Genomic DNA, 20,609 nt, shown 5'->3' with positions numbered 1-20,609 from the left:
AAAGTAGCTAGCAGACTATCCCCCAAAATGCTACCTCCAGGCGACAATCGAATTGTCCGAGCTGGAGTAACATGCGTTTGACCTGCACAAACATCGTTAAAGTCTGTGCCTCATTCGGACCAAATCACCCCGGCACGGATGAAAGAGCGTAGCAGGACCGAAAACACGCGCCGTTACGGCTCGGACACACCTCTGCCGCCCGATCTACAAATTCAACAACTAACATTAGCCGCGACCAATTCGCGAATCGCCGCCCTCACCTGGTGCAACAGGGGCATCCTTGACCCTCCCAGTCCGCATGTACTATAAATATTTATACGCAATCAGCCAAACAGATTGCCGCACGTCGTTTCAAGGAGGAATCCGTGCGTGGGAGGCTCCCTACATCCACTCCCGGCCCAGTATCGCTGTCACTGACACACCGTAGGCGAGACCCAGCGTGGCTGGTATAGGAAGGACAACAAGCAAAATGACGCTCACTCGGGACAACATTGTCACCGTCGCCAAGCGGCTCTACCTCATTGGCGTGGTCATCTATTTGATCAACTTCGCCACCCAAACGGTGCTGATGGCCTGGGCGTTCTCTCCCGGGGTGGAGAAGTTTTCTCACCCCCTTGCAGTCCTCCTGCAATTTCTGGAGTTACACTTGCGCGGGTTGACCAGTGGACCAACAGCAATGATCTGCATCGTGGCCGCGTTCATCCTGCACCCCACCATCACCTCTATGGTTCCAAAGGGCACAGACGACGACCTCTTGCCTGAGCAAGAAAGACGGGAAGTCCCGACTGAGTGACCACAGTCGGCTACCTGCCTCCGGCCCGCTGGCTAGGTCACGTTCCCGTGTTCGTCAAGCACTTCAGCCCTAATCACCCCAAAAAGATCTCGCGATGCCTGTTCAGCCATTTCTGACTCCCCGTACCGGACCGCTGCGGCAATGGCTTCGTGATAGGCCAGTGCGCGGTCGTCTGGCCGGGCGGGGGTCAGGCCGGTCTGACTGCGGCCCCGCAGGACGGCCTCGACCATGCCGGACATCGCGGCCAGCATCTCATTTCCGCTGGACTCAAGCAGCAGGCGGTGATACTCCAGGTCCGCATCCAAATAGGCTTCCGACCGGCCCAGACCGCGTTGACCCAGCTCAGTCATGATCGCTGCCAACTCCACCATGCGCCTGCTCTGCTCACCCGACGCTGACCGCGCGGCCAAGGCCGCTGCTCTCGGCTCAATGGCCTCGCGCACATCGACCAACGACGCCAACTGTCGATCTCGCTGCATCCCGCGCAACCGCCAGGCGATCACCATCGGATCAAGTACCTGCCAAGATTCTGCTGACTGCACGACGATCCCCGCGCGCCGTTTGGTTACCGTCAGTCCAAGCGCTTCTAGCACCTTAATCGCGTCGCGCGCGACTGTGCGAGAGACATCGTAGTGTTCCTCGATGTCAGACAGGAGCAGTCGTGTGCCGGCCGGCAGCGTCCCGTCCACAATCGACATACCCAGTTGATCGAGCAACTGATCGTAGAGGTTGGTTGACATGGTCTGGCCTTCAGGTGGGGTGACAAGGCCAATCTAGCATAAGTTATCAAAACCTATTGATACTATTAATTAACATGGATACTATCTTCCTAGCGATGTTGTTCAGCCGACACCGCTACCGTCAATCACTCTCAAGGAAGATAGAATCCGATGACCGAACGCAATGAAGCGCCGGCAGTCTCAAAGCCGGTCCCAAGTGACCTATCCGATCCCTACGTTCTCGACCCTGCTGATATCAAAGAGCCACCCACGGGGTGGCGCGGAAGCTGGGCCTTCTTTGGCCCCGGCTTCATCACCTCCGCCGCCGTAGTCGGTTCCGGCGAACTGATCACCGCCACCATCCTCGGAGCCAAAGTCGGCTTGATTCTCCTTTGGCTGGTCCTGGTCTCAACCTTCATCAAAGTAGCAGTCCAGATCGAGCTGGCTCGATGGTCGATCTCAACCGGCCGCACATCCATGGACGGCTACAACGACGTCCCTCCGAAGATATTTGGCCGAGGCTGGATCTCTTACATTGGCCTCCTAATGTTCATCCAAATTGTCATCGGCCAAGGTGGCGTACTGGGCACCGGCGCCCTGGCAATGAGCATGTTGATGCCGGTCGGAGGCGACCCCTTCTCCACCCTGTCGATCGCTACCTGGCTCATTATCATCGTGGTGATCGCCATTGCGGTCCAACTGACCAATCGCTACTCCGTGATTGAACGAGTCTCCACCGTCCTGGTGGCGATCGTGACTCTGATCGTCGTTGGACTCGCGATCGGGATCGAGTTCACTCCCCTCGCGTGGACAGCTTCCCAAATGGGCGAAGGCCTCACCTTCCAGATCGCCGCCGGCACCATGGGGGTGGCCCTGGCTATGTTCGGGATGACCGGCGTCGGAGCGGGCGAAGTGACCGCTTACTCCTACTGGTGCGTGGAGAAGGGATACGCGCGCTACACCGGCCCGAACGACGGCTCGGATGAATGGGCCAAGCGAGCCAACGGTTGGATCTCGGTGATGAAAAAGGACGCGTTCCTGGCCTGGATCGTTTACACCGCCGCGACCGCGGCCTTCTACATTCTGGGTGCAGCCGTCCTCTATCCGCAGGGCCTAGAGCCGGAGGGGAACGAGGTACTCGAAGTTCTCTCCCGGATGTTCACAGACGTCATGGGCGGCTGGTCGAAGTACGTCTTCCTGTTCGGCGCCGGCATCGCCCTGATCAAGACAATCTTGGCCAACATTCCGGGATTTGCCCGCCAGGTATCCAACACGCTGGCTATCTTTGGCGCATTCCAGTGGACCGATCTGCGAAAGCGCAACCTGTGGCTCCGGTCGCTGATGGTCATCCTGCCGATCATCTGGGCGCTGTTCTACTTCTTCATTCAGTCCCCCGTCCAAATGATCATCCTGGCCGGCATCGGCAACGCACTGTTCCTGCTGGCCGTAGTCGTCGCAGTGCTGTACCTACGCCGCACTCAAACCGATCCCCGAATCAAGGATGGCCCCGTCTTCACGGCCTACCTGCTCTTCTCTTCGGTTGCAGTCTTCGCGGTTGGCCTAATCGCTCTGCTAGACCAATTTGGGATCAAACTCGCCTGAAAGGAAGTCAACAAATGAAGGCTGTCGTAGTGCACGGTGCCCACGACCTACGCATAGATGAGGTTCCAGACCCCATTCCTACCGATGACAACGTCGTGGTGGCAATGGAGTGGGGAGGCATCTGCGGCTCTGACGTTGCCTACGTGCAAAGTGGAGTTTCCGGTACTGCCACCCTGAAGGACCCGTTGATTCTAGGACACGAGGGAGCGGGTCGAGTCGTGCACATCGGTCAGGATGCCGCCGAGCACCTAGCGGGTTCCGGGATCGAGGTCGGCAGCGCCGTAACCATGCATCCTGCCACCCTGGTTGGGGCTGGCTCCGGGTTGAATCATCGCAGTCCCCAGTCAAACCTGTGGCCCAGGGTGCGTTACTTTGGCTCGGCGGCGTTCGACCCCCACGAGGCCGGATTGTTCAGCTCTCAGCGAGCCGTTCGCCCCGATCAGCTTCGCGCCGTTCCGGCTGGGGTCACCACCCGCGAGGCAGCATTAGCGGAGCCGTTCGGGGTCGCCCTGCACGCCCTCAATCGGGCTGGGGACGTGTCGGGGCGAACGGTTCTGGTCAACGGCTGTGGGCCGATCGGGGCGTTGGCTGTAGCCGCCGCCCGGGCTGCTGGGGCCGGACAGGTGATCGCAGCAGACCTGTCCCCCACCTCCTTGCGGATTGCCGAGGAGATGGGCGCCGATCGCATAATCGACCTCTCATCGGGTGAACAGTTGCCCGTCGACGTGGACGTAGCGGTCGAGGCTTCTGGTGCTCCGCAGGCCTGGGGCGGTGTCATCGCTGCTATCCGCCGCGGCGGGACGATGGTGCAGGTCGGTAACCTGCCACTCAGCGAGGTCGGCGCTTCCCTGGGCGGATTGGTTACGCGCGAAATCAACCTGCGCGGCTCCTATCGTTTTGTCGACGAGATCACCGATGCACTGGCGTTGATGGCCCAGGGGCTGGACGTGACCCCGCTGATGACCCACGAGGTGCCGATGGACGAGGCGGAGCGCGGCTTTGAATTGGCCGCGGACCGGACCAGCGGGTCCTCGAAAGTGATGATCAAGTTGGCGTGACTGTTGGGGTTCACGCCAACTTCGGTGAAGTCGGTGCGACCTAGGTTGAAGCTAGGTCGCGCCGACGGAACCCGACAAACCCGACTAGCAGGAAGAACAGCGTGAACAGGCTGATCCAGCCAAGACCGGACCAGTCAGCGCCACCCAAAGTCACGTTGGGAATGTGCCAGAACGGGCTAATCCCCAAAATCCAGTCCCAAAGGTTGAACATGGGGCCAAGCAGTGTCAACGCAAATGAGGCCACCACTCCCACCCACGCGGCCAGCAGAAACACCGGCCGGGCTCCCACGACTGCCGTTGACAGTGCCACTACGGTCCACACCGCCGGAATCGTAGCTACCGATTGGAGGATCGAATCACCCAGGTTAAGCCCAACGTCAGCTTGGGAAGCCAGGACCGCAATAATGGTTCCAGCCAAGAGAACGTAAACGGCGGACGCTATCAGAGCCAGGACGACATTGCTCGCATAGTAGCGAGGCCGGGTGATGGCACCCGCCAATAGCGGCTCGACCCGGTCTTCAATCTCTTCGCTGCGAACTTTCAGCACGGTCTGAATGCCAGGGATGGCCGCCAAGATTCCCACCATACTGAGGATGGTCACCAGGAACGCGGAAATCAGCTCATCCTGAGTGGTGCTCCCCGCTGCCAGGATCTGCGCCACCGCACTGTCCTCGCTGAGAATGTCTTTGATCGAAGAGGCAAAGTATCCGAACACCACCCCGAGGACGGCAAACGCGATAGCCCAGGTGAGCAGCAGGCCCAGATTGAGCCGCCAGGCCAGCCGGCCGGTCGAGCGCACTTTCCCTCGTGCAGGTCCCGGGCTGGGCACAATCGCTCCCTGACCGAAGTCACGTCGAGCCTGCAGTGCAAATGCGATTACCAGGGCCACGGCGGTAAACGCCACCGCGTAGAGCAGTGGTACCCAGTCATTGGCGGTCGCCGGTCAAGTCTCAGTCATCCAGCCGAGCGGGTTGGCCCAGATGGCCCAGGGGTCCGCATCCATGGAATAGGCAAACCCCCGGAGGACAAAGAGGACGCCGAGGAACCCAACGGCCATCGAGTTGGCCGTGCGGGCGTCGCTCCCCAGTTGAGCGGCAACCGCCGCCACCCCGGCGAACATCCACCCGGTGGCCGCGAAGGTCGCACAAAGCAACAGCGAAGCGGTCCACCCTCCACCACACAGGACCGTAACCAGCCCCGAAACGATCCCCGCCACCGTGGAGCCGATCAGCGCCAGAGACACTCCCGTGAGCAGACGACTGGATCGGCCCAACACCCCGGATGCCAACAGCTCGGCCTGCCCGGAGTCCTCCTGTCCCCGGGTTGCCTTCACCACCGTGAAGATGGCGCCAAGGGCGACCAGCAACCCGCCGATGCCGAGCGAGCGCCACGCGTTGAACCCATCCGTAGTCTGCAGATCGAAGGCTGGACCAAAGATCAGCCCTAAGGCAGGGTTGGCACCAACTGCAACCGCCAGGCCGGCCCGATCCGCCGCGTCGGGAAACACCCAGGGGTAAACCAGGGCAGAGGAAGCCGAGAGGACGGTGACGATTAGGACCCAGGGGGCGAAGTTTCGCCCCTCATGTTTCAGCGAAACGCGCAGCAGCGGCGCGGTCCCGGTCAGCGCGCTCATCGCTGCCCTGCCTCGTCGCCCTCGTTCTCATACAGGCGCAAGAACAGCGATTCCAACGACGGGGGCTCAACGGTAAGCCAAGCCAGTCCGTACTGAGCCAGCAGCGTGACCGCCTCGCCCACCCGGTCAGCGTCAGCCTGGGCACTCAACCGGTCCCCATCGAGGTGCACGTCGTGCAGGGAGGCAAGCTCGGCGAGCGATGGCACACGCTCGAGGGTGGCGTGGATGGAGGTACGGGCCTGCCCTCGAAGTTCCGTCAGGGTCCCGGTCTCGACAATCTTGCCGTCCCGGATGATCGAGAGGCGATCGGCCGGTGTTTCCACCTCGGCCAGAATGTGGCTGGAGAGTAGGACGCTGCTCCCCCGCTGCTGCGCCTCGTGGATGACCTCCTGGAACACCTTCTCCATCAGCGGGTCCAAGCCCGAGGTCGGCTCGTCCAAAATCAGCAACTCCGCGTTCGAAGACAACGCGGCAATGATGGCCACCTTTTGCCGATTCCCTTTGGAGTACTGGCGTCCCCGCTTGGTCGGGTCCAACTCAAAACGCTCGATCAGCTCCGCCCGGCGCTGCTCATCCAGGCCCCCTCGGAGCGATCCGAGCAGGTCAATCGCCTCGCCCCCGGTCATCCCCGGCCAGAGGGAGACATCCCCGGGCACGTAGGCAATCCGGCGGTGCAGCTCCACCACCTCTCGCCAAGGGTCCTGTCCAAGGACTGTGGCCGTGCCCTTGTCCGCTTTGAGCAGGCCGAGCAGGACCCGGATCGTCGTAGATTTGCCGGCCCCGTTTGGACCCAAGAAGCCGTACACCTGGCCGCGCTCGACCGTGAGGTCCAGGCCGTTCAGAGCCGGAAACTTCCCGAAGGATTTCCACAGACCATGCACCTCGATCACAGCTTCAGTTCCCGTGGCCAGATCCTCGTTTCCGTTATTTGCCGAATGAGCAAGACCAGGATAAACCCAAAACTCCACAGATGGGGAATTCTGCACTTGTGGAGTACGCTGTTCCCATGCGAGCAACTGAGTCATCCCCCACCCGAAAGCGCCCCACCGGCCGTCGTCTTGGCGACAGCGGCACCCGGGACGCGATCCTCGATGCGGCCCGCGACCTCTTCGCTGAGCACGGTTTCGAGGGGGCGTCCCTGCGGGCCATCGCTCACCAGGCGGGGGTGGATGCGGGCCTGATCCGGCATTTTTTCGGTGACAAAGAGCGGCTCTTCATTAGCACTGTGGCGGATCGAACAGAGATCCCAACCCGGATGGCAGCAGCTTTAGCCGGGCCGGTAGAGGGTCTGGGCACCCGTGTCACCGACGCCTACCTCTGCCTGTGGGAGGAGGAGGAAACCAAGCCCATCCTATTGGCGCTGCTTCGCTCAGCGATGACCTCGGAGCGCGCCACTGAGCTACTGATTGAGACCCTGGGGGGACGGATGCGTGAAACCGCAGCGCTGCCCGCGCTCAGTCAAACCACTGCTCCGAGATTTGCGTTGGCTTCGGCGCACCTGTTTGGAGTCGCGGTAGCGCGAAACGTCCTGCGCTTGCCGGTACTGGTAGACCTGCCACATGACGAACTGGTCGGGCAGTTGGCCCCCACCATTCAGCGATACCTGACTGGCGAATCTGCCTAGGGGTGAGATCAGGACGGTCGTTCCGGTTGCGCCCAAACAAGCCCTATCAAGATGCTCGGCTGGCACCCCACTGGATAACGCCTGGGGAGCTCCTGACGAGCAAAGAACGACCCTCAGAGGCAGAGAAGCAAAACAGCCCCGACGAGAATCAATTCTCATCGAGGCTATTTTCGTCGGGCTGACAGTGTGTGGTTTCAGGAGATAGTTCCGGTGTCTGTCGGGACATAGTTCCGCTTTGTGGGGGGTGATTCTGGGTTGGATGTTTCACGACATGCTTCCGGTGATCTCTCACGTCATCGTTCCTGCTGGATAGACCTGCATCATGAAAGAGTCAAACAAGAACGAAGTCATTGTCCGTTCCATCATCGAAGAAGGCCTGTCCCACGTTGAAGCAGCCCAACGGTTCAACGTACCTACCCGGTGGATACGAACCCTCCTCATCCGCTACCACAGCGAAGGACTAGCCGGCCTGCAACCCCGCTCTCGGCGCACACACACCAACCCGTCCTGATCCTCATCCACGACAACCACACCATCGTCATCAACAAGCAAACCGGGACAATCATCGCCGAACACACCATCAACTCCGACAAAAACTACCAACCAAAAAAACCGGAAGCATGACGCGACACATCACCGGAACCATGACCCGAGAGACACCACCCAAAAACCGGAACCATGACCCGCCACATAAACAAGAAAAATCTCCCGAGACACCGGAACGATGTCTCGAGAGATCACAATGGTCGGGCTGACAGGATTTGAACCTGCGACCCCTTGACCCCCAGTCAAGTGCGCTACCAAGCTGCGCCACAGCCCGAACCGTTGCTCAGGGCAACGGACAAAAGATTACCTGGTCCACCGGGCTGCCGACAAATCGAACGGTGTGGCCTAGCGCATCCTCAGCCTCCCCTACCGACCAGATCCGGTGGCGCCCTAACCACCGAGACCGGTGTGTTTCCGCGGCGCTCACGTCGCCGGACTAGACTAGGAGGATCTGAACGTGACCTGTCAGCTAAGCCCTGGAGGTGAACCCGGTGCCAGATCGAGACCTTTCCCACCCCATCGCGACCGGCATGCCCACCTACCCGGGCGACCCGAGCGTCCGGGTGTCCCCAGCTGCGACTCTGGCCACCGACGGTGTTCGGGTCAGCCACCTTGAGCTCGGATCGCACACCGGCACCCACGTCGATGCGCCGGCCCACGTGATTCCTTCGGGCCGGACGGTGGACCAGATTGACCCCGGCCAGCTGATTGGACCTGCCCTGGTCCTCCGCGCCACCAACCCGCGTCCAACCGAGCCGGTGGTGATAAAAGAGCTTCCGGCCAACCTGCCCCGGATCGTCCTGCTGGCCACCGGCTGGGACACTCACTTCGACAGTCCGGCAGCGCTCACCCACCCGTACGTTTCCCTAGAGCTGGCGCAGGCGCTCTGGTCCCGCGGGGCCCGGGTCCTCGGATTGGACACTGTCAGTCCCGATCGCAGCGACAATCCATCGCACCCACCCAAGCTGCCGGTCCACTCGTTCTGGTTGGGCCAGGACGGCCTGATAGTGGAGAACCTGGTCGGGCTCGTCTCACTCCCACCACAGGTGCAGGTGGTGATGCTGCCGCTGAACCTGGTCGGCGGGGACGGCGCCCCGATCCGGGCACTTGCTCGCTAGACCAAGGACAGAATCTGCTCAACCACCTCATCGATGGAAGCGTTGGACGAGTCGATGAGCACCACGCCGGGGGCCGGGTCGAAGAACTCGGACACGGTCGCGTCCGACCGGTCGCGGTCTACAATCTGGGCCCGGGTCGCCTCCAGCGTCTCCTCGGTCAGCTCCCCGTGCAGTTCCAGGGTTCGCCGGCGCAGTCGTGCCTCTTCACTGGCGGTCAGCAGTACGCGGACGTCCGCTTCCGGACAGACCACGGTGGTAATGTCGCGGCCTTCAGCTACCATCCCGGTACCGGCTTCCCGCGCCGCCAGCATCTGCCGACGCTGCTCCTGGGCCATCCAGGCCCGTACGGCCAGGTTTCGCGCCACCGGGGGGACCGCCGCGGTCACCTCCGGCGTCCGAATTGCAGCGGTCACATCGACCTCACCAACGCGGACCCGTCCGGGGCTGAGCTCCAGATCCAGCCGGTCGGCCAGGGCCCGCACAGCTACCTCGTCGTGCAGGTCCACACCCTCGCTGAGGGCCAACCAGGCGAGCGCCCGGTACATGGCCCCGGTGTCCAGGTAGCCGATTCCCAACTGCTCAGCTACCCGGCGGGCGACCGTCGACTTGCCCGACCCGGACGGCCCGTCAATTGCCACCAGCACCGCGCTCACTCCACACCCCCGCTACTGAGGATTCTCCAACCACGTGCTTCCAACTCGTCCACCGCCTGCAACAGGTTCGCCGGGTCCACCATGATGGTGGCAATCCCGAAGCGCCGGCCCGAAGCGTGCTCCAGGGTTAGGTCCTCGATGTTGATTTCGGCGGTGCCGAAGTCTCCAAAGAGTTGAGCCAGCGCGCCCGGTTGATCGGGAACCATCACTTCAATCTCGGCCCACCGTCGTTGGGCGCCGCCGTGTTTACCGGGGATCCGGGACTGGCCCCGGTTTCCGGCCGTCATCACCTCGCTAATGATGCCGACCGCCCCGGGGTTCCCCTCGTCAAACCGGCGGAGGCGCTCGACCAACAGTTGCAGGTCATCCCCCAGGTCGTCCAGGATCCGCGCGATCGGCCCCGCGTTCCCGGCAATAATGGCGGTCCATAGGCGCGGGTCAGAGGAGGCAATCCGGGTGGTGTCACGCAACCCCTGCCCAGCCAACGCGAGGGCCTCTCCGGGCGCAGCCAGCAGTCGGCCGGCCAGCAGCGAGGAGATCAGCTGCGGCACGTGCGACACGTAAGCTACCGCTTCGTCATGTGCGGCCGGGGTCATCTCGAGGGGCACGGCCCCCAGGTCGACCGCTAGGTTCCGGACGGCCAGGACCGACTCGGGGGCGCTCCGAGCGGTGGGGACAATCACCCAGGGTTGGCCGTAGAACAGGTCCTGCACGGCGTAGCCAGCCCCGGACCGCTCGCGCCCAGCCATCGGGTGCGAGCCCACGTAGCGGGACAGGTCGGAGTCCAGCGCGGCCGCCTCGACCGCATCCTCCACGTTCTTCTTCACCGAGGCGACGTCGGTCACCACTGCCCGCGGGTACTCGCGCAGGGCTTCGATCACGCAGCCGGCGGCCACGTCGGGCGGCGCAGCCACGACCACCAGGGCCGGGGTGGGCTCCTCCACCTCGTCCACTGGGACCCCCGCCCCCATATCCGCCGCCAATGCCAGGGAGGTGGGGGAAATGTCCCGCAGGTACACCGTCACCCCGCCGCCACGCAAAGCCAGCGCGATCGAGGTACCGATCAGGCCGGTCCCCCACACGAGGACCGGCCCGGTCGTGGCCAGCAGCGAACTCACAGATCCACCGCTTTGTACAGCGCCGTCAGGTCGTTCCCTTTGATTCGGCGGACAGTTCCGGGCTGGAGGCGTTCCAGCCGGATCGGACCGAAGCGGACGCGAACCAGCTCGCGCACGGGGTGGCCGACCTCTTCCATCAGGCGGCGCACCAGGCGGTTGCGGCCCTCGTGGACGGTGATTTCCACCGTGGTGATGTCGCCGTACTGCTCCTTGATCTTGAAGCTGTCGACTTTGATCGGGCCGTCTTCCAGCTCAATCCCTCGCAGCAGTTGTTTCCGCACGCCCGGCCGCACTTCGCCGTGAAGGCGCGCCACGTAAGTTTTCTCTACCTCGTAGGACGGGTGGGACAGACGGTTGGCCAGCTCCCCGTCGTTGGTCAGGAGCAGCAGGCCGGAGGTGTCGATGTCGAGCCGGCCCACGTGGTACAGCCGCTCCGGGTAGTCCGCCAGGACGTCGCTCAGGCACGGGCGACCCTCCGGGTCCGACATGGTTGAAACCATCCCGACCGGCTTGTTTAGCGCCAGGACGATGTGCTTCGCCGGGTCGGTAATCACCAGTTCCCCGTCGGCGTGAATCGTTTGCTTCTGCGGATCGACGCGGGTCCCGAGCTTTCGCACGACCTGCCCGTCCACCGTGATGCGGCCCTGAAGAATCATCTCTTCGGCGGCCCGCCGGGAGGCGACCCCCGCTTGGGAGAGCACCTTTTGCAGGCGAATCCCATCGCTCTGATGCGGGTCCTTACTCATTCTTTTCCTCCACCTCAATGGTCAATGCTGCCACCGCCGCCGCATCCGGAAGGAAGGGCGCAAGCGGAACCAGCTCGTCTAGTGTCTCAAATCCCATGCATTCAAGGAAATAGGGCGTGGTCCGGTACCGGTAGGCTCCGGTCTCGCTGGTGCCCTCCTCCTCGATCAGGTTTCGGGCTTGCAGCGTACGCATCACCGAGTCCACGTTTACCCCTCGAACCTGGGAAACCTGCAGCCGCGTGATCGGCTGGCGGTAAGCCACAATCGCCAGCGTTTCGAGGGCCGCCTGACTCAACTGGGCGGCATCCGAGCCGACCACAAAGCGACCAACAACACTGGCCCAACGCGGGCGAGAGTAGATTCTCCACCCACCGGCCACCCGCTGCAGCTCGAAGCCGCGCATCCGCGACCCGGGCGCCTGCCCATCGAAGTCGCGCTGCAACTCCTCAAGGGCCAACTCGGTTTCAGCCGGGGTGATGCCCACCGCCTCGGCCAGGCGTTCGGTGGTGACCGGCTCCTCCACCACCATCAGGATCGCCTCCAACGCCGAAAGAATAGAGTTCACGAGGGGGCCTCCCACCTAATCGTCAACGGACCCAGCTCCTGGGGTTGGGTGAACTGAACGTCGCCGCGCCGGTACAGCTCCAACACCGCCAAGAACCGGGTTACCACCACCGCCACGTTGGCGGCGTCCTGGACCAGGTCCGCGAAGGTGGCCTCCCGCCCGCGCCGCAGGCGTTTCTCCACAATGGCCAGTTCTTCTTCCAGCGAGGCGCCCGGACGGTTCACGTGTTGCGCCTGATCCGGGCGAGGCTTCTCCGCCAAAACTCCCAGCGCCAGGGCCGCCAGTTGTTCCGGCGTGGTCTGCCAGACCAACTCCGGCAACAGTTGGGCAAACTGCGGCTCCAGGGGAACGGATCGGGGGACGGCTAGCCGCTGCTGGCTCAACCGCTCCCGAATAGTTTCGGCCACCCCCTTGAAGGCGCGGTACTGGAGCAACCGGGAGAACAGCAGGTCCCGAGCCGACAGGTCCTCATCCACTCCCGGGTCGCGCTCGGTCTGCGGCAGCAGTTGGGCCGCCTTCATCTCCAGCAGGGTGGCGGCCACCACCAAAAACTCGGTGGTGGTAGACAGGTCCGGCACCCGGCGCATGTGAGCGATGAACTCGTCGGTCACCTGGGCCAACGCAATCTCGGTAATGTCTAGCTGGCGCCGGGCTATCAACTGCAGCAGCAGATCGAATGGGCCTTGAAAGACTTCCAGCTCGACCTGGAAGGCGTCCAGCTCGGCCGGAGTACTAGGGGGCCTCGCCACGGAAAATGACCTCTCGGGCCAAGCGCTTGTAGGCCTTCGCCCCGGAGTGTGAGGGAGCGTGAGTGGTGATCGGTTCGGTGGCGACCGAAGCGTCGGGGAACTTCACCGTCCGGTGAATCCTGGTGTCGTAAACCAAGTCGCCAAAGGTTTCCTCCAGTCGCTCCAGCACCTCGCGCGAATGCAGGGTCCGGGTGTCGACCATCGTGGGCACAATTCCGTCGATCTTCAACCGCGGGTTGATCCGGTCCCGGACGGTTTCAATGGTCTCCACCAGCAGCGCTACCCCGCGGAGGGCAAAGAACTCGGTTTCGACCGGGACGATCACGCCGTGGGCGGCCGTCAGCGCGTTCACGGTCAGCAGTCCGAGGGAGGGCTGGCAGTCGATGATGATCACGTCATACTCGTCCATCAGCGGGCGCAGCACCCGAGCCAGGGCCGACTCGCGCGCCACCTCGTTCACCAGCTGCACTTCGGCAGCCGACAGGTCGATGTTGGCCGGCAAGACATCCAGGTTCGCCACCCGAGTGGGCCTCACCGCCTGGTGCACATCGGCCTTCGGGTTGGTCAGCAGGGTGTAGATGGTGGTGTCCAACTCCAGCGCGTTGATTCCCAACCCGACGGAGGCAGCCCCCTGGGGGTCAAAGTCCACAATCAGCACCCGACGCCCGTAGAGGGCCAGGGCCGCCCCCAGATTGATGGCAGTGGTGGTCTTACCCACCCCACCCTTCTGGTTGCACATGGCGATCACGCGGGCGGGGCCGTGGGCCGCTAAGGCCTCGGGCAGGGGAAACTGGTCATCCTCCTCAAGGGAGACAAGGCTGGGCTGCAGGTCTTCATCCACACGTCTACTGTAGATCATTCCCTGACCCCCGCGCGCGCAGCCGGGCCGGGCACTTCAACGGGCCCGCGGATGAGCCGCCTGGAACACCTCGAGCAGGCCCTGCGGTGTGAGGCGGGTGTAGATCTGCGTGGTGGTCACCGAGGCGTGACCCAGCAGCTCTTGCACCTCGCGGATGGAGGCCCCACCCTCAAGCAGGTGGGTGGCAAAACTGTGCCGCAACGTGTGCGGGGAGATCTCCTCCTCCAGTCCGGCGGCGCTGGCTGCCTGCTGAATGATCTCCCAGGCTGACTGGCGCGACAGCGGGCGGCCGCGCAAGTTCAGGAACAGGTGCGCGGTGCCGCGCCCACGTTGAGCCAGCGCCGGGCGGGATCGGCTCAGGTAGGCGCCCAGGGCCGCGTGTGCGTAGGCACCGAGGGGCACCATTCTCTCCTTCGACCCCTTGCCGAACAGGCGAACCGAGGGGTACTCCCCCTCCAGGTCCAAATCATCCAGCGCCAGGTTGGTCGCCTCGGACACGCGGGCCCCCGTGCCGTAGAGCAGCTCCACCAGGGCGTGATTCCGCAACGCGACCAGTTCCGGGCCTGCCTGCGATCCCTCAATCAGGCGTGCCACCTGCGCGACCGACAGTGCCTTGGGCAGGGACTCCCCCGTTTTGGGGGGTTTGACCTGTGCGGCCGGGTTCGACTGGGCCAGGTTCTGCGTCATCAGCCACCGGTGAAACGATCGGACCGCCGACAGGGTTCGAGCCACCGAAGAGGCTGCCAGGGGCGGGTGTTCCTCATCCCCGTGTGCCAGTTGAGCCACAAACTCCTCCACCGTGCTGGGACGAACGTCTTCCCACCGTCGCAGGTGGCGGGTCTCCATGAACGTCCGATATTTCCCCAAGTCGCGACCGTAATTGGAGACGGTGTGCGGGGAGGCCCCCCGAACCACCCGCATTTCGTCTAGAAACCAAGCCAAAGGGTCACCCAATTCGTCGGCCATGGTTGCCCCCTTTTGCCTCGCATTCGATACCGCAGAGTCTAGCCAAAAAGCCGAGGTGTGACCGTCCAGTTCAACCGTTCTTCTCCCGGAGCTGCAGCTAAGACGAGTAGACTAACTGGCAGTACAACCAACAGATAATTCCGATGGAGGATATTAATGGCCCTACAGTGGGATGAGCGCGACGACAAGGCGGTTGTGACCGCCAAAGTTTTGGCCGCAGACGCCGTTGAACAAGCCGGTTCGGGACACCCGGGCACGCCAATTTCCCTGGCTGCTGCCGCCTACCTGCTGTACCAGCGTCACCTGCGTTTTGACCCGCGGGACCCGCATTGGCTGGGCCGGGACCGGTTTGTCCTCTCCGCCGGACACGCTTCGCTGCTGCAGTACATTCAGCTGTACCTGGCCGGAGCCGGGCTGGAGCTGGGTGACATCAAGCGGTTCCGGACCATGGACTCGAAGACCCCCGGTCACCCCGAGTACGGTCACACCGACGCAATTGAGATCACCACCGGACCGCTTGGCTCGGGCCTGGCGGCCGCCGTCGGGATGGCTATGGCTGCGCGCCGTGAGCACGGCCTGTACGACCCGAACACCCCGCTGGGAGAGTCACCATTCGATCACAACGTCTACGTGATTGCGGGCGACGGCTGCCTGCAGGAGGGCATCTCTTCGGAGGCTTCCTCGCTGGCCGGGACCCAGGAGCTGGGCAACCTGATTCTGATCTACGACGATAACCACATTTCGATTGAGGACGACACGTCAATCTCCTTCACCGAAGACCCGGTCGCCCGGTACGAGGCGTACGGCTGGCACACCCAGCGCGTCGACTGGATCGGGCAGGACGGTCAGTACACTGACGACGTCGAAGCGCTGCACCAGGCGCTGCTGGCCGCTGAGGCCGAAACCGGCCGCCCCTCAATCATCGCCCTGCGCACCATCATTGGAGCCCCGACCCCGAAGATGCAGAACACCGGTGCCATTCACGGTGCCAAGCTGGGTGAGCAGGCACTGGAAGGCCTGAAAGAGGCACTGGGCGTCAACCCCAAGACCATGTTCGACGTAGACCCGGAGGTAGTTGCCTACACCCGGCAAAACGCGCTCGATCGGGCCGAGGCCGCGCTGGCCGACTGGCGGCCCAAGTTTGCCGCCTGGGCCGAAGCCAACCCCGAGCAGCGCGAACTGCTGCACCGGGTCCGCTCCGGTGAAATGCCCGCCGGACTGGCCGAGGCGCTCCCCGAGTTTCCCGCGGGCCAAGCCGTGGCCACCCGGGCCGCCTCCGGCAAAGTGCTGAACGCGATTGCCTCCGTCATGCCGGAACTGTGGGGCGGCTCTGCCGACCTGGCCGGCTCGAACAACACCATCATGAGCGGCTACCCGTCCTTCTTCCCCGCCGAGCGGTCGTCGAAGGCCTTCACCGGGAACGCTTTTGGCCGGAACCTGCACTTCGGCGTCCGCGAACACGGCATGGCCGGGATCATGAACGGCATTGCTGCGGACCGCCTCACCCGCGTCTACGGCGCCACGTTCTTCGTCTTCGCTGACTACATGCGCGGGGCTGTGCGTCTGGCTGCCCTGATGGATCTGCCCGTCGTTTACGTCTGGACCCACGACTCGGTTGGGGTGGGCGAAGACGGCCCGACCCACCAGCCGGTCGAGCACCTGACCGCCTACCGGGCCATTCCGAACCTGGCCATTGTCCGCCCTGCCGACGCGGCCGAAACTGCCCAGGCGTGGAAAGCCACCCTGGAGCAGCAGCACCCGGTCGGGATGATTTTGACCCGTCAGGCGCTCCCCAACCCGGCGCGCGGCGAAGGCGAAGAGCTGAGCTCAGCCGAGGGCGTGGCCCGCGGTGGCTACATCCTGGCGGATACGGATGGCACCCCGGACGTGATCCTGATGGGCTCCGGCTCCGAAGTGCAGCTGGCGCTGGCTGCCCGGGAGGTGCTGGCAAAGGACGGAATCGCTGCCCGCGTGGTCTCCATGCCCTGCATGGAATGGTTCCAGCAGCAGCCGCAGGCCTACCGCGACGAGGTGCTTCCGCCCGCCGTCACCGCCCGCGTTTCCGTCGAAGCCGGTCTGGCGCTCCCGTGGACCCCCTACGTCGGGTCCACCGGCAAGAGCGTGTCGATTGAGACCTTTGGTGCGGTCGGCTCGGCCAATGAACTGTTCCAGAAGTTCGGGATCACCACCGAGGCCGTCGTGGCCGCGGCCCGGGAAGTCCTCGCCTAAGGCAAAAAGCGGCCCCCGCCGGGAGCCTGCCCCAGAGTTGGCCTGAGAAATCAGGAACCAACTGCTGGGAAGCAGGTCACCGGCGGGGGCCAGCTGTTTTAACTCATGACCAGAATCGGATCAAAACTCCGTAGGCGACGATGGAAACCGACCAAACAACCAGCAGGCCGGTCGTAATCCGGTTCAGGTTCTTTTCCGCCACCCCGGACGACCCCGCGGAGGAGGTAATGCCGCCACCGAACATGTCCGAAAGGCCGCCGCCTTTTCCCTTGTGCATCAGCACAGCGCCAATCAGCAGGAGGCCGGTGATGACAATCAGCACCACCAGAATGATTCGTACAACGATCACTACTAATCCGTCCAATCTGGGTCAGAAACTTGCAAGCCTTACCACTTTAGCTTGCCAACCTGCTCTTTACGAATTTACAGGTGCTTGAAGTCCGCAATCTTGGCAAACTCCTGGGCCTTCAGGGAAGCGCCCCCGACCAGTCCACCGTCGACGTTGGGCTGAGCCATCAGCTCTTTGACGTTGCCGGAGTTGACCGATCCGCCGTAGAGAATCCGGGTGGACTCAGCTACTTCGGCGCCGTACAGGTCGACCAGGAGCTGGCGAATTGCCCCGCAGACCTCTTCGGCGTCCGCCGGGGTCGCGACCTCACCGGTGCCAATGGCCCACACCGGTTCGTAGGCGATGACCAGCTTAGCCACCTGCTCGCCCGTGAAGCCGGCCAGGGCTCCGCGAACCTGCGAGAGGACGTGCTCCACGTGGGTGCCCTGCTGGCGAATCTCCAGCACCTCGCCGCAGCAGACGATCGGGGTCATGTTGTGTGCGGCCACCACCTGTGCTTTCTGGCCGACAATCTCGTCGGTCTCACCGTGGTACTCGCGCCGCTCGGAGTGGCCCACGACCACGTACTTGCAGCCGAGCTTCTCCAGCATGGTGGCGGAAACCTCGCCGGTGTAGGCGCCGGAGTCGTGCAGCGACACGTCCTGGGCGCCGTAGGCCAGCTTCAGGTTGTCACCGTCAATAGTGGTTTGAACCGACCGGATGTCGGTGAACGGCGGAATGACCACGACTTCGGACGAGTAGTCGAAGTTGCGGTCCTCCAAGGCCATTGCCAACTCGTTGACCAGCTGGACAGCCTGGAGGTGATCCAGGTTCATCTTCCAGTTGCCGGCCATCAGGGGGGTACGTGCCATTGTCTTAGTCCTCCAGAACTGCAATACCGGGCAGAGTCTTGCCTTCGAGGAGTTCGAGGGAAGCGCCGCCACCAGTGGAAATGTGTGAGAATTTTGCTTCATCAAAGCCCAGCAGACGTACAGCGGCTGCCGAGTCACCCCCACCAACCACGGTGAAGGCAGCCGAGTCTTCCATCGCCTGGGCGATGGCCTTCGTTCCGCCCGCGAAGGCAGCGAACTCGAACACGCCCATCGGGCCGTTCCACGCTACGGTCTTCGCGTCCAGCACGTACTTGGCGAACAGTTCCTGCGACTTGGGTCCAATATCGAGGCCCATCTGGTCCGCGGGGATCTGGTCGGCAGCCACCACGGTTGGGGTGGCGTCGGCCGCAAACTCAGGAGCCACCACCACATCAACCGGCAGGACCAGGTCTACGCCCAGCTCCTTGGCTTCGGCCAGGTAGTTCTTGACGGTTTCCAGCTGATCGGACTCCAGCAGGGACTTCCCCACGCCGTAGCCTTCGGCCGCCAGGAAGGTGAACGCCATCCCGCCGCCAATCAGCAGCGCGTCGGCCTTGTGCAGCAGGTTGGAGATCACGCCGAGCTTGTCGGAGACCTTCGAGCCGCCCAGGACCACCACGTAGGGGCGGGCGGGGTTGTCGGTCACCTTCGAGAGCGAGTCAATTTCTTTGAAGACCAGCTCGCCGGCCGCGGAAGGCAGCAGTTGAGCAATGTCGTAAACCGAAGCCTGCTTGCGGTGCACCACGCCGAAGCCGTCGGAGACGTACAGGTCGGCCAGAGCGGCGTACTCGCGCGCTAGCGCCACGCGTTCCTCGTCAACCTTCGAGGTCTCGCGCCCGTCGTAGCGCACGTTCTCCAGCAGCAGCACCTGCCCCGGCTGCAAGGCCTGAGCCAGCGCCTGGGCAGAGGGACCGGTGACGTCTTCGGCTAGCTCGACCGTCTGGCTGAGCAGTTCGCCGAGCCGATCTGCGACCGGACGCAGCGAGAACTTGGGGTCAACCTGGCCGCCGGGACGACCCAGGTGGGCCATCACGATCACGGCTGCCCCACCGTCGAGCAGCCGCCGGAGGGTGGGCAGGGCGGCCCGGATCCGACCGTCGTCGGTGATCTGGCCTTCCTTCAGGGGAACGTTGAAGTCAGAGCGAACGAGGACTTTTTTGCCTGCTAGTTCACCCAGTGAATCGATAGTCCTGAGCATAGAAAAACTCCCTTGCAATAAGAACGCCTGCGCAGGCGTATGCGTGCGCAGGCGTTCTATCTGTCACAGTTTAGGTTAGAGGCGCTCGCCAACGTAGACGGTCAGGTCGACCAGACGGTTGGAGTAGCCCCACTCGTTGTCGTACCAGGACACAACCTTGACTTCGTTGCCGATGACCTTGGTCAGCTGCGAATCGAAGATGGAGGAGGCCGGATCGCCGACGATGTCGGTGGAGACGATCGGATCCTCGGTGTACTCCAGGATGCCCTTGAGGTCGCCCTCAGCGGCCGCCTTGATGGCAGCGTTGACGGCTTCCACGGAAACCTCCTTGGAGGCCACGAAGGACAGGTCGGTCACCGAGCCGGTCGGGACCGGAACACGCAGCGCGTAACCGTCCAGCTTGCCCTTCAGCTGGGGCAGAACCAGCGAGACGGCCTTGGCCGCACCGGTCGAGGTCGGGACGATGTTCAGCGCAGCGGCGCGGGCGCGACGCAGGTCCGAGTGGGGGGCGTCGAGCAGACGCTGGTCACCGGTGTAGGCGTGAACGGTGGTCATCAGGCCACGCTCAATGCCGAAGGCCTCATCCAGCACCTTGGCCATCGGGGCCAGGCAGTTGGTGGTGCAGGAAGCGTTCGAGATGATGTTGTCGGTCGCCGGGTTGTAGTCCTTCTCGTTCACACCCATGACGAAGGTGGCATCCTCATTCTTCGCCGGAGCGGAGATGATGACCTTCTTGGCGCCGGCATCCAGGTGAGCCTTGGCCTTGGTCGCGTCGGTGAAGAACCCGGTGGATTCGATCACGATGTCGACTCCCAGGTCACCCCAGGGCAGGTTCGCAGGGTCGCGCTCGGCAAAAGCGGTGATGGTCTTGCCGTCCACGACAATGGCGTTCTCTTCGTAGGTTACTTCCGCATCAAGGCGACCGGCCACAGAGTCGTACTTGAGCAGGTGAGCCAAGGTCTTGGCGTCGGTCAGGTCGTTGATGGCAACAACTTCGACGTCAGCGCCCTGTTCGTAGATAGCGCGCAGGTAGTTGCGCCCGATCCGGCCAAAACCGTTAATTCCTACACGGATGGTCACTATGTCCTCCTGGAGTGCCGCTGGGGCACATTCTTGTTTATTTCAGAAACCGATCCGCATTGGGCAGCTCGGTCATGCACTACTAATTTACACCTATTTCGACCCCTTGTGCACTGCGTCTTTGGACCCAGAGACGAGGCGGACCAAGGGCCT

Annotated in this window: 22 protein-coding genes and 1 tRNA gene; 7 read left to right on the top strand and 16 right to left on the bottom strand. The window is 63.2% G+C overall.

From position 1 onward, the window contains the following. Window positions 1-469 precede the first annotated feature (469 nt). Window positions 470-793, top strand: a complete 324-nt coding sequence (locus SAC06_RS05260) for a hypothetical protein (RefSeq protein ID WP_350257253.1) — start codon at window positions 470-472, stop codon at window positions 791-793. A 32-nt stretch (window positions 794-825) separates the two neighbouring features. Here SAC06_RS05260 and SAC06_RS05255 read toward each other — a convergent pair whose 3' ends face one another. Beyond that, complete coding sequence (locus SAC06_RS05255; protein ID WP_350257252.1) at window positions 826-1,533, bottom strand: FadR/GntR family transcriptional regulator; 708 nt, start codon at window positions 1,531-1,533, stop codon at window positions 826-828. A 150-nt stretch (window positions 1,534-1,683) separates the two neighbouring features. Here SAC06_RS05255 and SAC06_RS05250 point away from each other — a divergent pair, with 150 nt between their 5' ends. Continuing rightward, on the top strand, window positions 1,684-3,114 hold the full coding sequence (locus SAC06_RS05250) for an Nramp family divalent metal transporter (protein ID WP_350257251.1): 1,431 nt from the start codon (window positions 1,684-1,686) through the stop codon (window positions 3,112-3,114). 14 nt (window positions 3,115-3,128) lie between these two features. Further along, complete coding sequence (locus SAC06_RS05245) at window positions 3,129-4,172, top strand: L-idonate 5-dehydrogenase (protein WP_350257250.1); 1,044 nt, start codon at window positions 3,129-3,131, stop codon at window positions 4,170-4,172. Window positions 4,173-4,212: 40 nt separating this feature from the next. Here the strand turns inward: SAC06_RS05245 and SAC06_RS05240 are convergent, their stop codons facing one another. From SAC06_RS05240 to SAC06_RS05230, 3 genes are read right to left on the bottom strand one after another with little or no spacing between them, the layout of a single operon-like run. After that, window positions 4,213-5,076, bottom strand: a complete 864-nt coding sequence (locus SAC06_RS05240; RefSeq protein WP_350257249.1) for a hypothetical protein — start codon at window positions 5,074-5,076, stop codon at window positions 4,213-4,215. Between the two features lie 39 nt (window positions 5,077-5,115). Next, the gene (locus SAC06_RS05235; protein ID WP_350257248.1) at window positions 5,116-5,805 is read right to left on the bottom strand and encodes an ABC transporter permease; all 690 of its coding nucleotides are present in this window, start codon (window positions 5,803-5,805) and stop codon (window positions 5,116-5,118) included. Then, a complete protein-coding gene (locus tag SAC06_RS05230; RefSeq protein WP_350257247.1) occupies window positions 5,802-6,695 on the bottom strand; it encodes an ABC transporter ATP-binding protein in 894 nt (297 codons plus the stop codon). The genes SAC06_RS05235 and SAC06_RS05230 overlap by 4 nt, the downstream gene beginning before the upstream one ends. A 116-nt stretch (window positions 6,696-6,811) precedes the next feature. Here SAC06_RS05230 and SAC06_RS05225 point away from each other — a divergent pair, with 116 nt between their 5' ends. Further along, entirely contained in the window at window positions 6,812-7,429 is a 618-nt protein-coding gene (locus tag SAC06_RS05225; protein WP_350257246.1) for a TetR family transcriptional regulator, read from the top strand. Between the two features lie 322 nt (window positions 7,430-7,751). Further along, window positions 7,752-7,940 carry a helix-turn-helix domain-containing protein gene (locus SAC06_RS05220; RefSeq protein WP_350257245.1) on the top strand — a complete coding sequence of 63 codons (189 nt, stop codon included), beginning with the start codon at window positions 7,752-7,754 and terminating at the stop codon, window positions 7,938-7,940. A 232-nt stretch (window positions 7,941-8,172) separates the two neighbouring features. Here SAC06_RS05220 and SAC06_RS05215 read toward each other — a convergent pair. Further along, a tRNA-Pro gene (locus tag SAC06_RS05215) sits at window positions 8,173-8,249 on the bottom strand. Between the two features lie 217 nt (window positions 8,250-8,466). Between SAC06_RS05215 and SAC06_RS05210 the strand changes: the two genes are divergently transcribed. Beyond that, window positions 8,467-9,093, top strand: a complete 627-nt coding sequence (locus SAC06_RS05210; protein ID WP_350257244.1) for a cyclase family protein — start codon at window positions 8,467-8,469, stop codon at window positions 9,091-9,093. On the opposite strand, the gene cmk is transcribed toward SAC06_RS05210, so the two are convergent. From cmk to SAC06_RS05175, 7 genes are read right to left on the bottom strand one after another with little or no spacing between them, the layout of a single operon-like run. Then, the gene (gene cmk / locus SAC06_RS05205) at window positions 9,090-9,746 is read right to left on the bottom strand and encodes a (d)CMP kinase (protein WP_350257243.1); all 657 of its coding nucleotides are present in this window, start codon (window positions 9,744-9,746) and stop codon (window positions 9,090-9,092) included. The genes SAC06_RS05210 and cmk overlap by 4 nt on opposite strands. Next, window positions 9,743-10,864, bottom strand: a complete 1,122-nt coding sequence (locus tag SAC06_RS05200) for a prephenate dehydrogenase (RefSeq protein ID WP_350257242.1) — start codon at window positions 10,862-10,864, stop codon at window positions 9,743-9,745. The genes cmk and SAC06_RS05200 overlap by 4 nt, the downstream gene beginning before the upstream one ends. After that, window positions 10,861-11,610, bottom strand: coding sequence for a pseudouridine synthase (locus SAC06_RS05195; RefSeq protein ID WP_350257241.1), 750 nt, complete (start codon window positions 11,608-11,610; stop codon window positions 10,861-10,863). The genes SAC06_RS05200 and SAC06_RS05195 overlap by 4 nt, the downstream gene beginning before the upstream one ends. Continuing rightward, window positions 11,603-12,175 carry an SMC-Scp complex subunit ScpB gene (gene scpB, locus SAC06_RS05190; protein ID WP_350257240.1) on the bottom strand — a complete coding sequence of 191 codons (573 nt, stop codon included), beginning with the start codon at window positions 12,173-12,175 and terminating at the stop codon, window positions 11,603-11,605. Before scpB ends, SAC06_RS05195 begins: the two co-directional genes overlap by 8 nt. Then, a complete protein-coding gene (locus SAC06_RS05185; RefSeq protein ID WP_350257239.1) occupies window positions 12,172-12,924 on the bottom strand; it encodes a ScpA family protein in 753 nt (250 codons plus the stop codon). The genes scpB and SAC06_RS05185 overlap by 4 nt, the downstream gene beginning before the upstream one ends. Continuing rightward, window positions 12,908-13,783, bottom strand: coding sequence for a ParA family protein (locus SAC06_RS05180; protein ID WP_350257238.1), 876 nt, complete (start codon window positions 13,781-13,783; stop codon window positions 12,908-12,910). The genes SAC06_RS05185 and SAC06_RS05180 overlap by 17 nt, the downstream gene beginning before the upstream one ends. A gap of 36 nt (window positions 13,784-13,819) precedes the next feature. Then, entirely contained in the window at window positions 13,820-14,749 is a 930-nt protein-coding gene (locus SAC06_RS05175; protein ID WP_350257237.1) for a site-specific tyrosine recombinase XerD, read from the bottom strand. Between the two features lie 156 nt (window positions 14,750-14,905). On the opposite strand from SAC06_RS05175, the gene tkt reads away from it, so the two are divergent. Next, window positions 14,906-16,978: a transketolase gene (gene tkt, locus SAC06_RS05170; RefSeq protein WP_350257236.1), complete on the top strand. Its 2,073-nt coding sequence runs from the start codon at window positions 14,906-14,908 to the stop codon at window positions 16,976-16,978. A gap of 103 nt (window positions 16,979-17,081) precedes the next feature. Here tkt and secG read toward each other — a convergent pair whose 3' ends face one another. The 4 genes from secG to gap form a co-directional block, all read right to left on the bottom strand. Next, a complete protein-coding gene (secG, locus tag SAC06_RS05165) occupies window positions 17,082-17,327 on the bottom strand; it encodes a preprotein translocase subunit SecG (RefSeq protein ID WP_350257235.1) in 246 nt (81 codons plus the stop codon). Between the two features lie 74 nt (window positions 17,328-17,401). Further along, window positions 17,402-18,178 (bottom strand): triose-phosphate isomerase, encoded by a 777-nt coding sequence (gene tpiA, locus SAC06_RS05160; RefSeq protein WP_350257234.1) that lies wholly within the window; start codon window positions 18,176-18,178, stop codon window positions 17,402-17,404. 4 nt (window positions 18,179-18,182) lie between these two features. Then, window positions 18,183-19,376: a phosphoglycerate kinase gene (locus SAC06_RS05155; RefSeq protein WP_350257233.1), complete on the bottom strand. Its 1,194-nt coding sequence runs from the start codon at window positions 19,374-19,376 to the stop codon at window positions 18,183-18,185. A 75-nt stretch (window positions 19,377-19,451) separates the two neighbouring features. Next, entirely contained in the window at window positions 19,452-20,456 is a 1,005-nt protein-coding gene (gene gap / locus SAC06_RS05150) for a type I glyceraldehyde-3-phosphate dehydrogenase (RefSeq protein ID WP_350257232.1), read from the bottom strand. Between the last annotated feature and the right edge of the window lie 153 nt (window positions 20,457-20,609).

This window comes from Scrofimicrobium sp. R131, from assembly GCF_040256745.1.
Taxonomy (GTDB): domain Bacteria; phylum Actinomycetota; class Actinomycetes; order Actinomycetales; family Actinomycetaceae; genus Scrofimicrobium; species Scrofimicrobium appendicitidis.
Note: the sequence above shows the minus strand (reverse complement) of the source record. Positions and strands in the feature narration are given on the sequence as shown.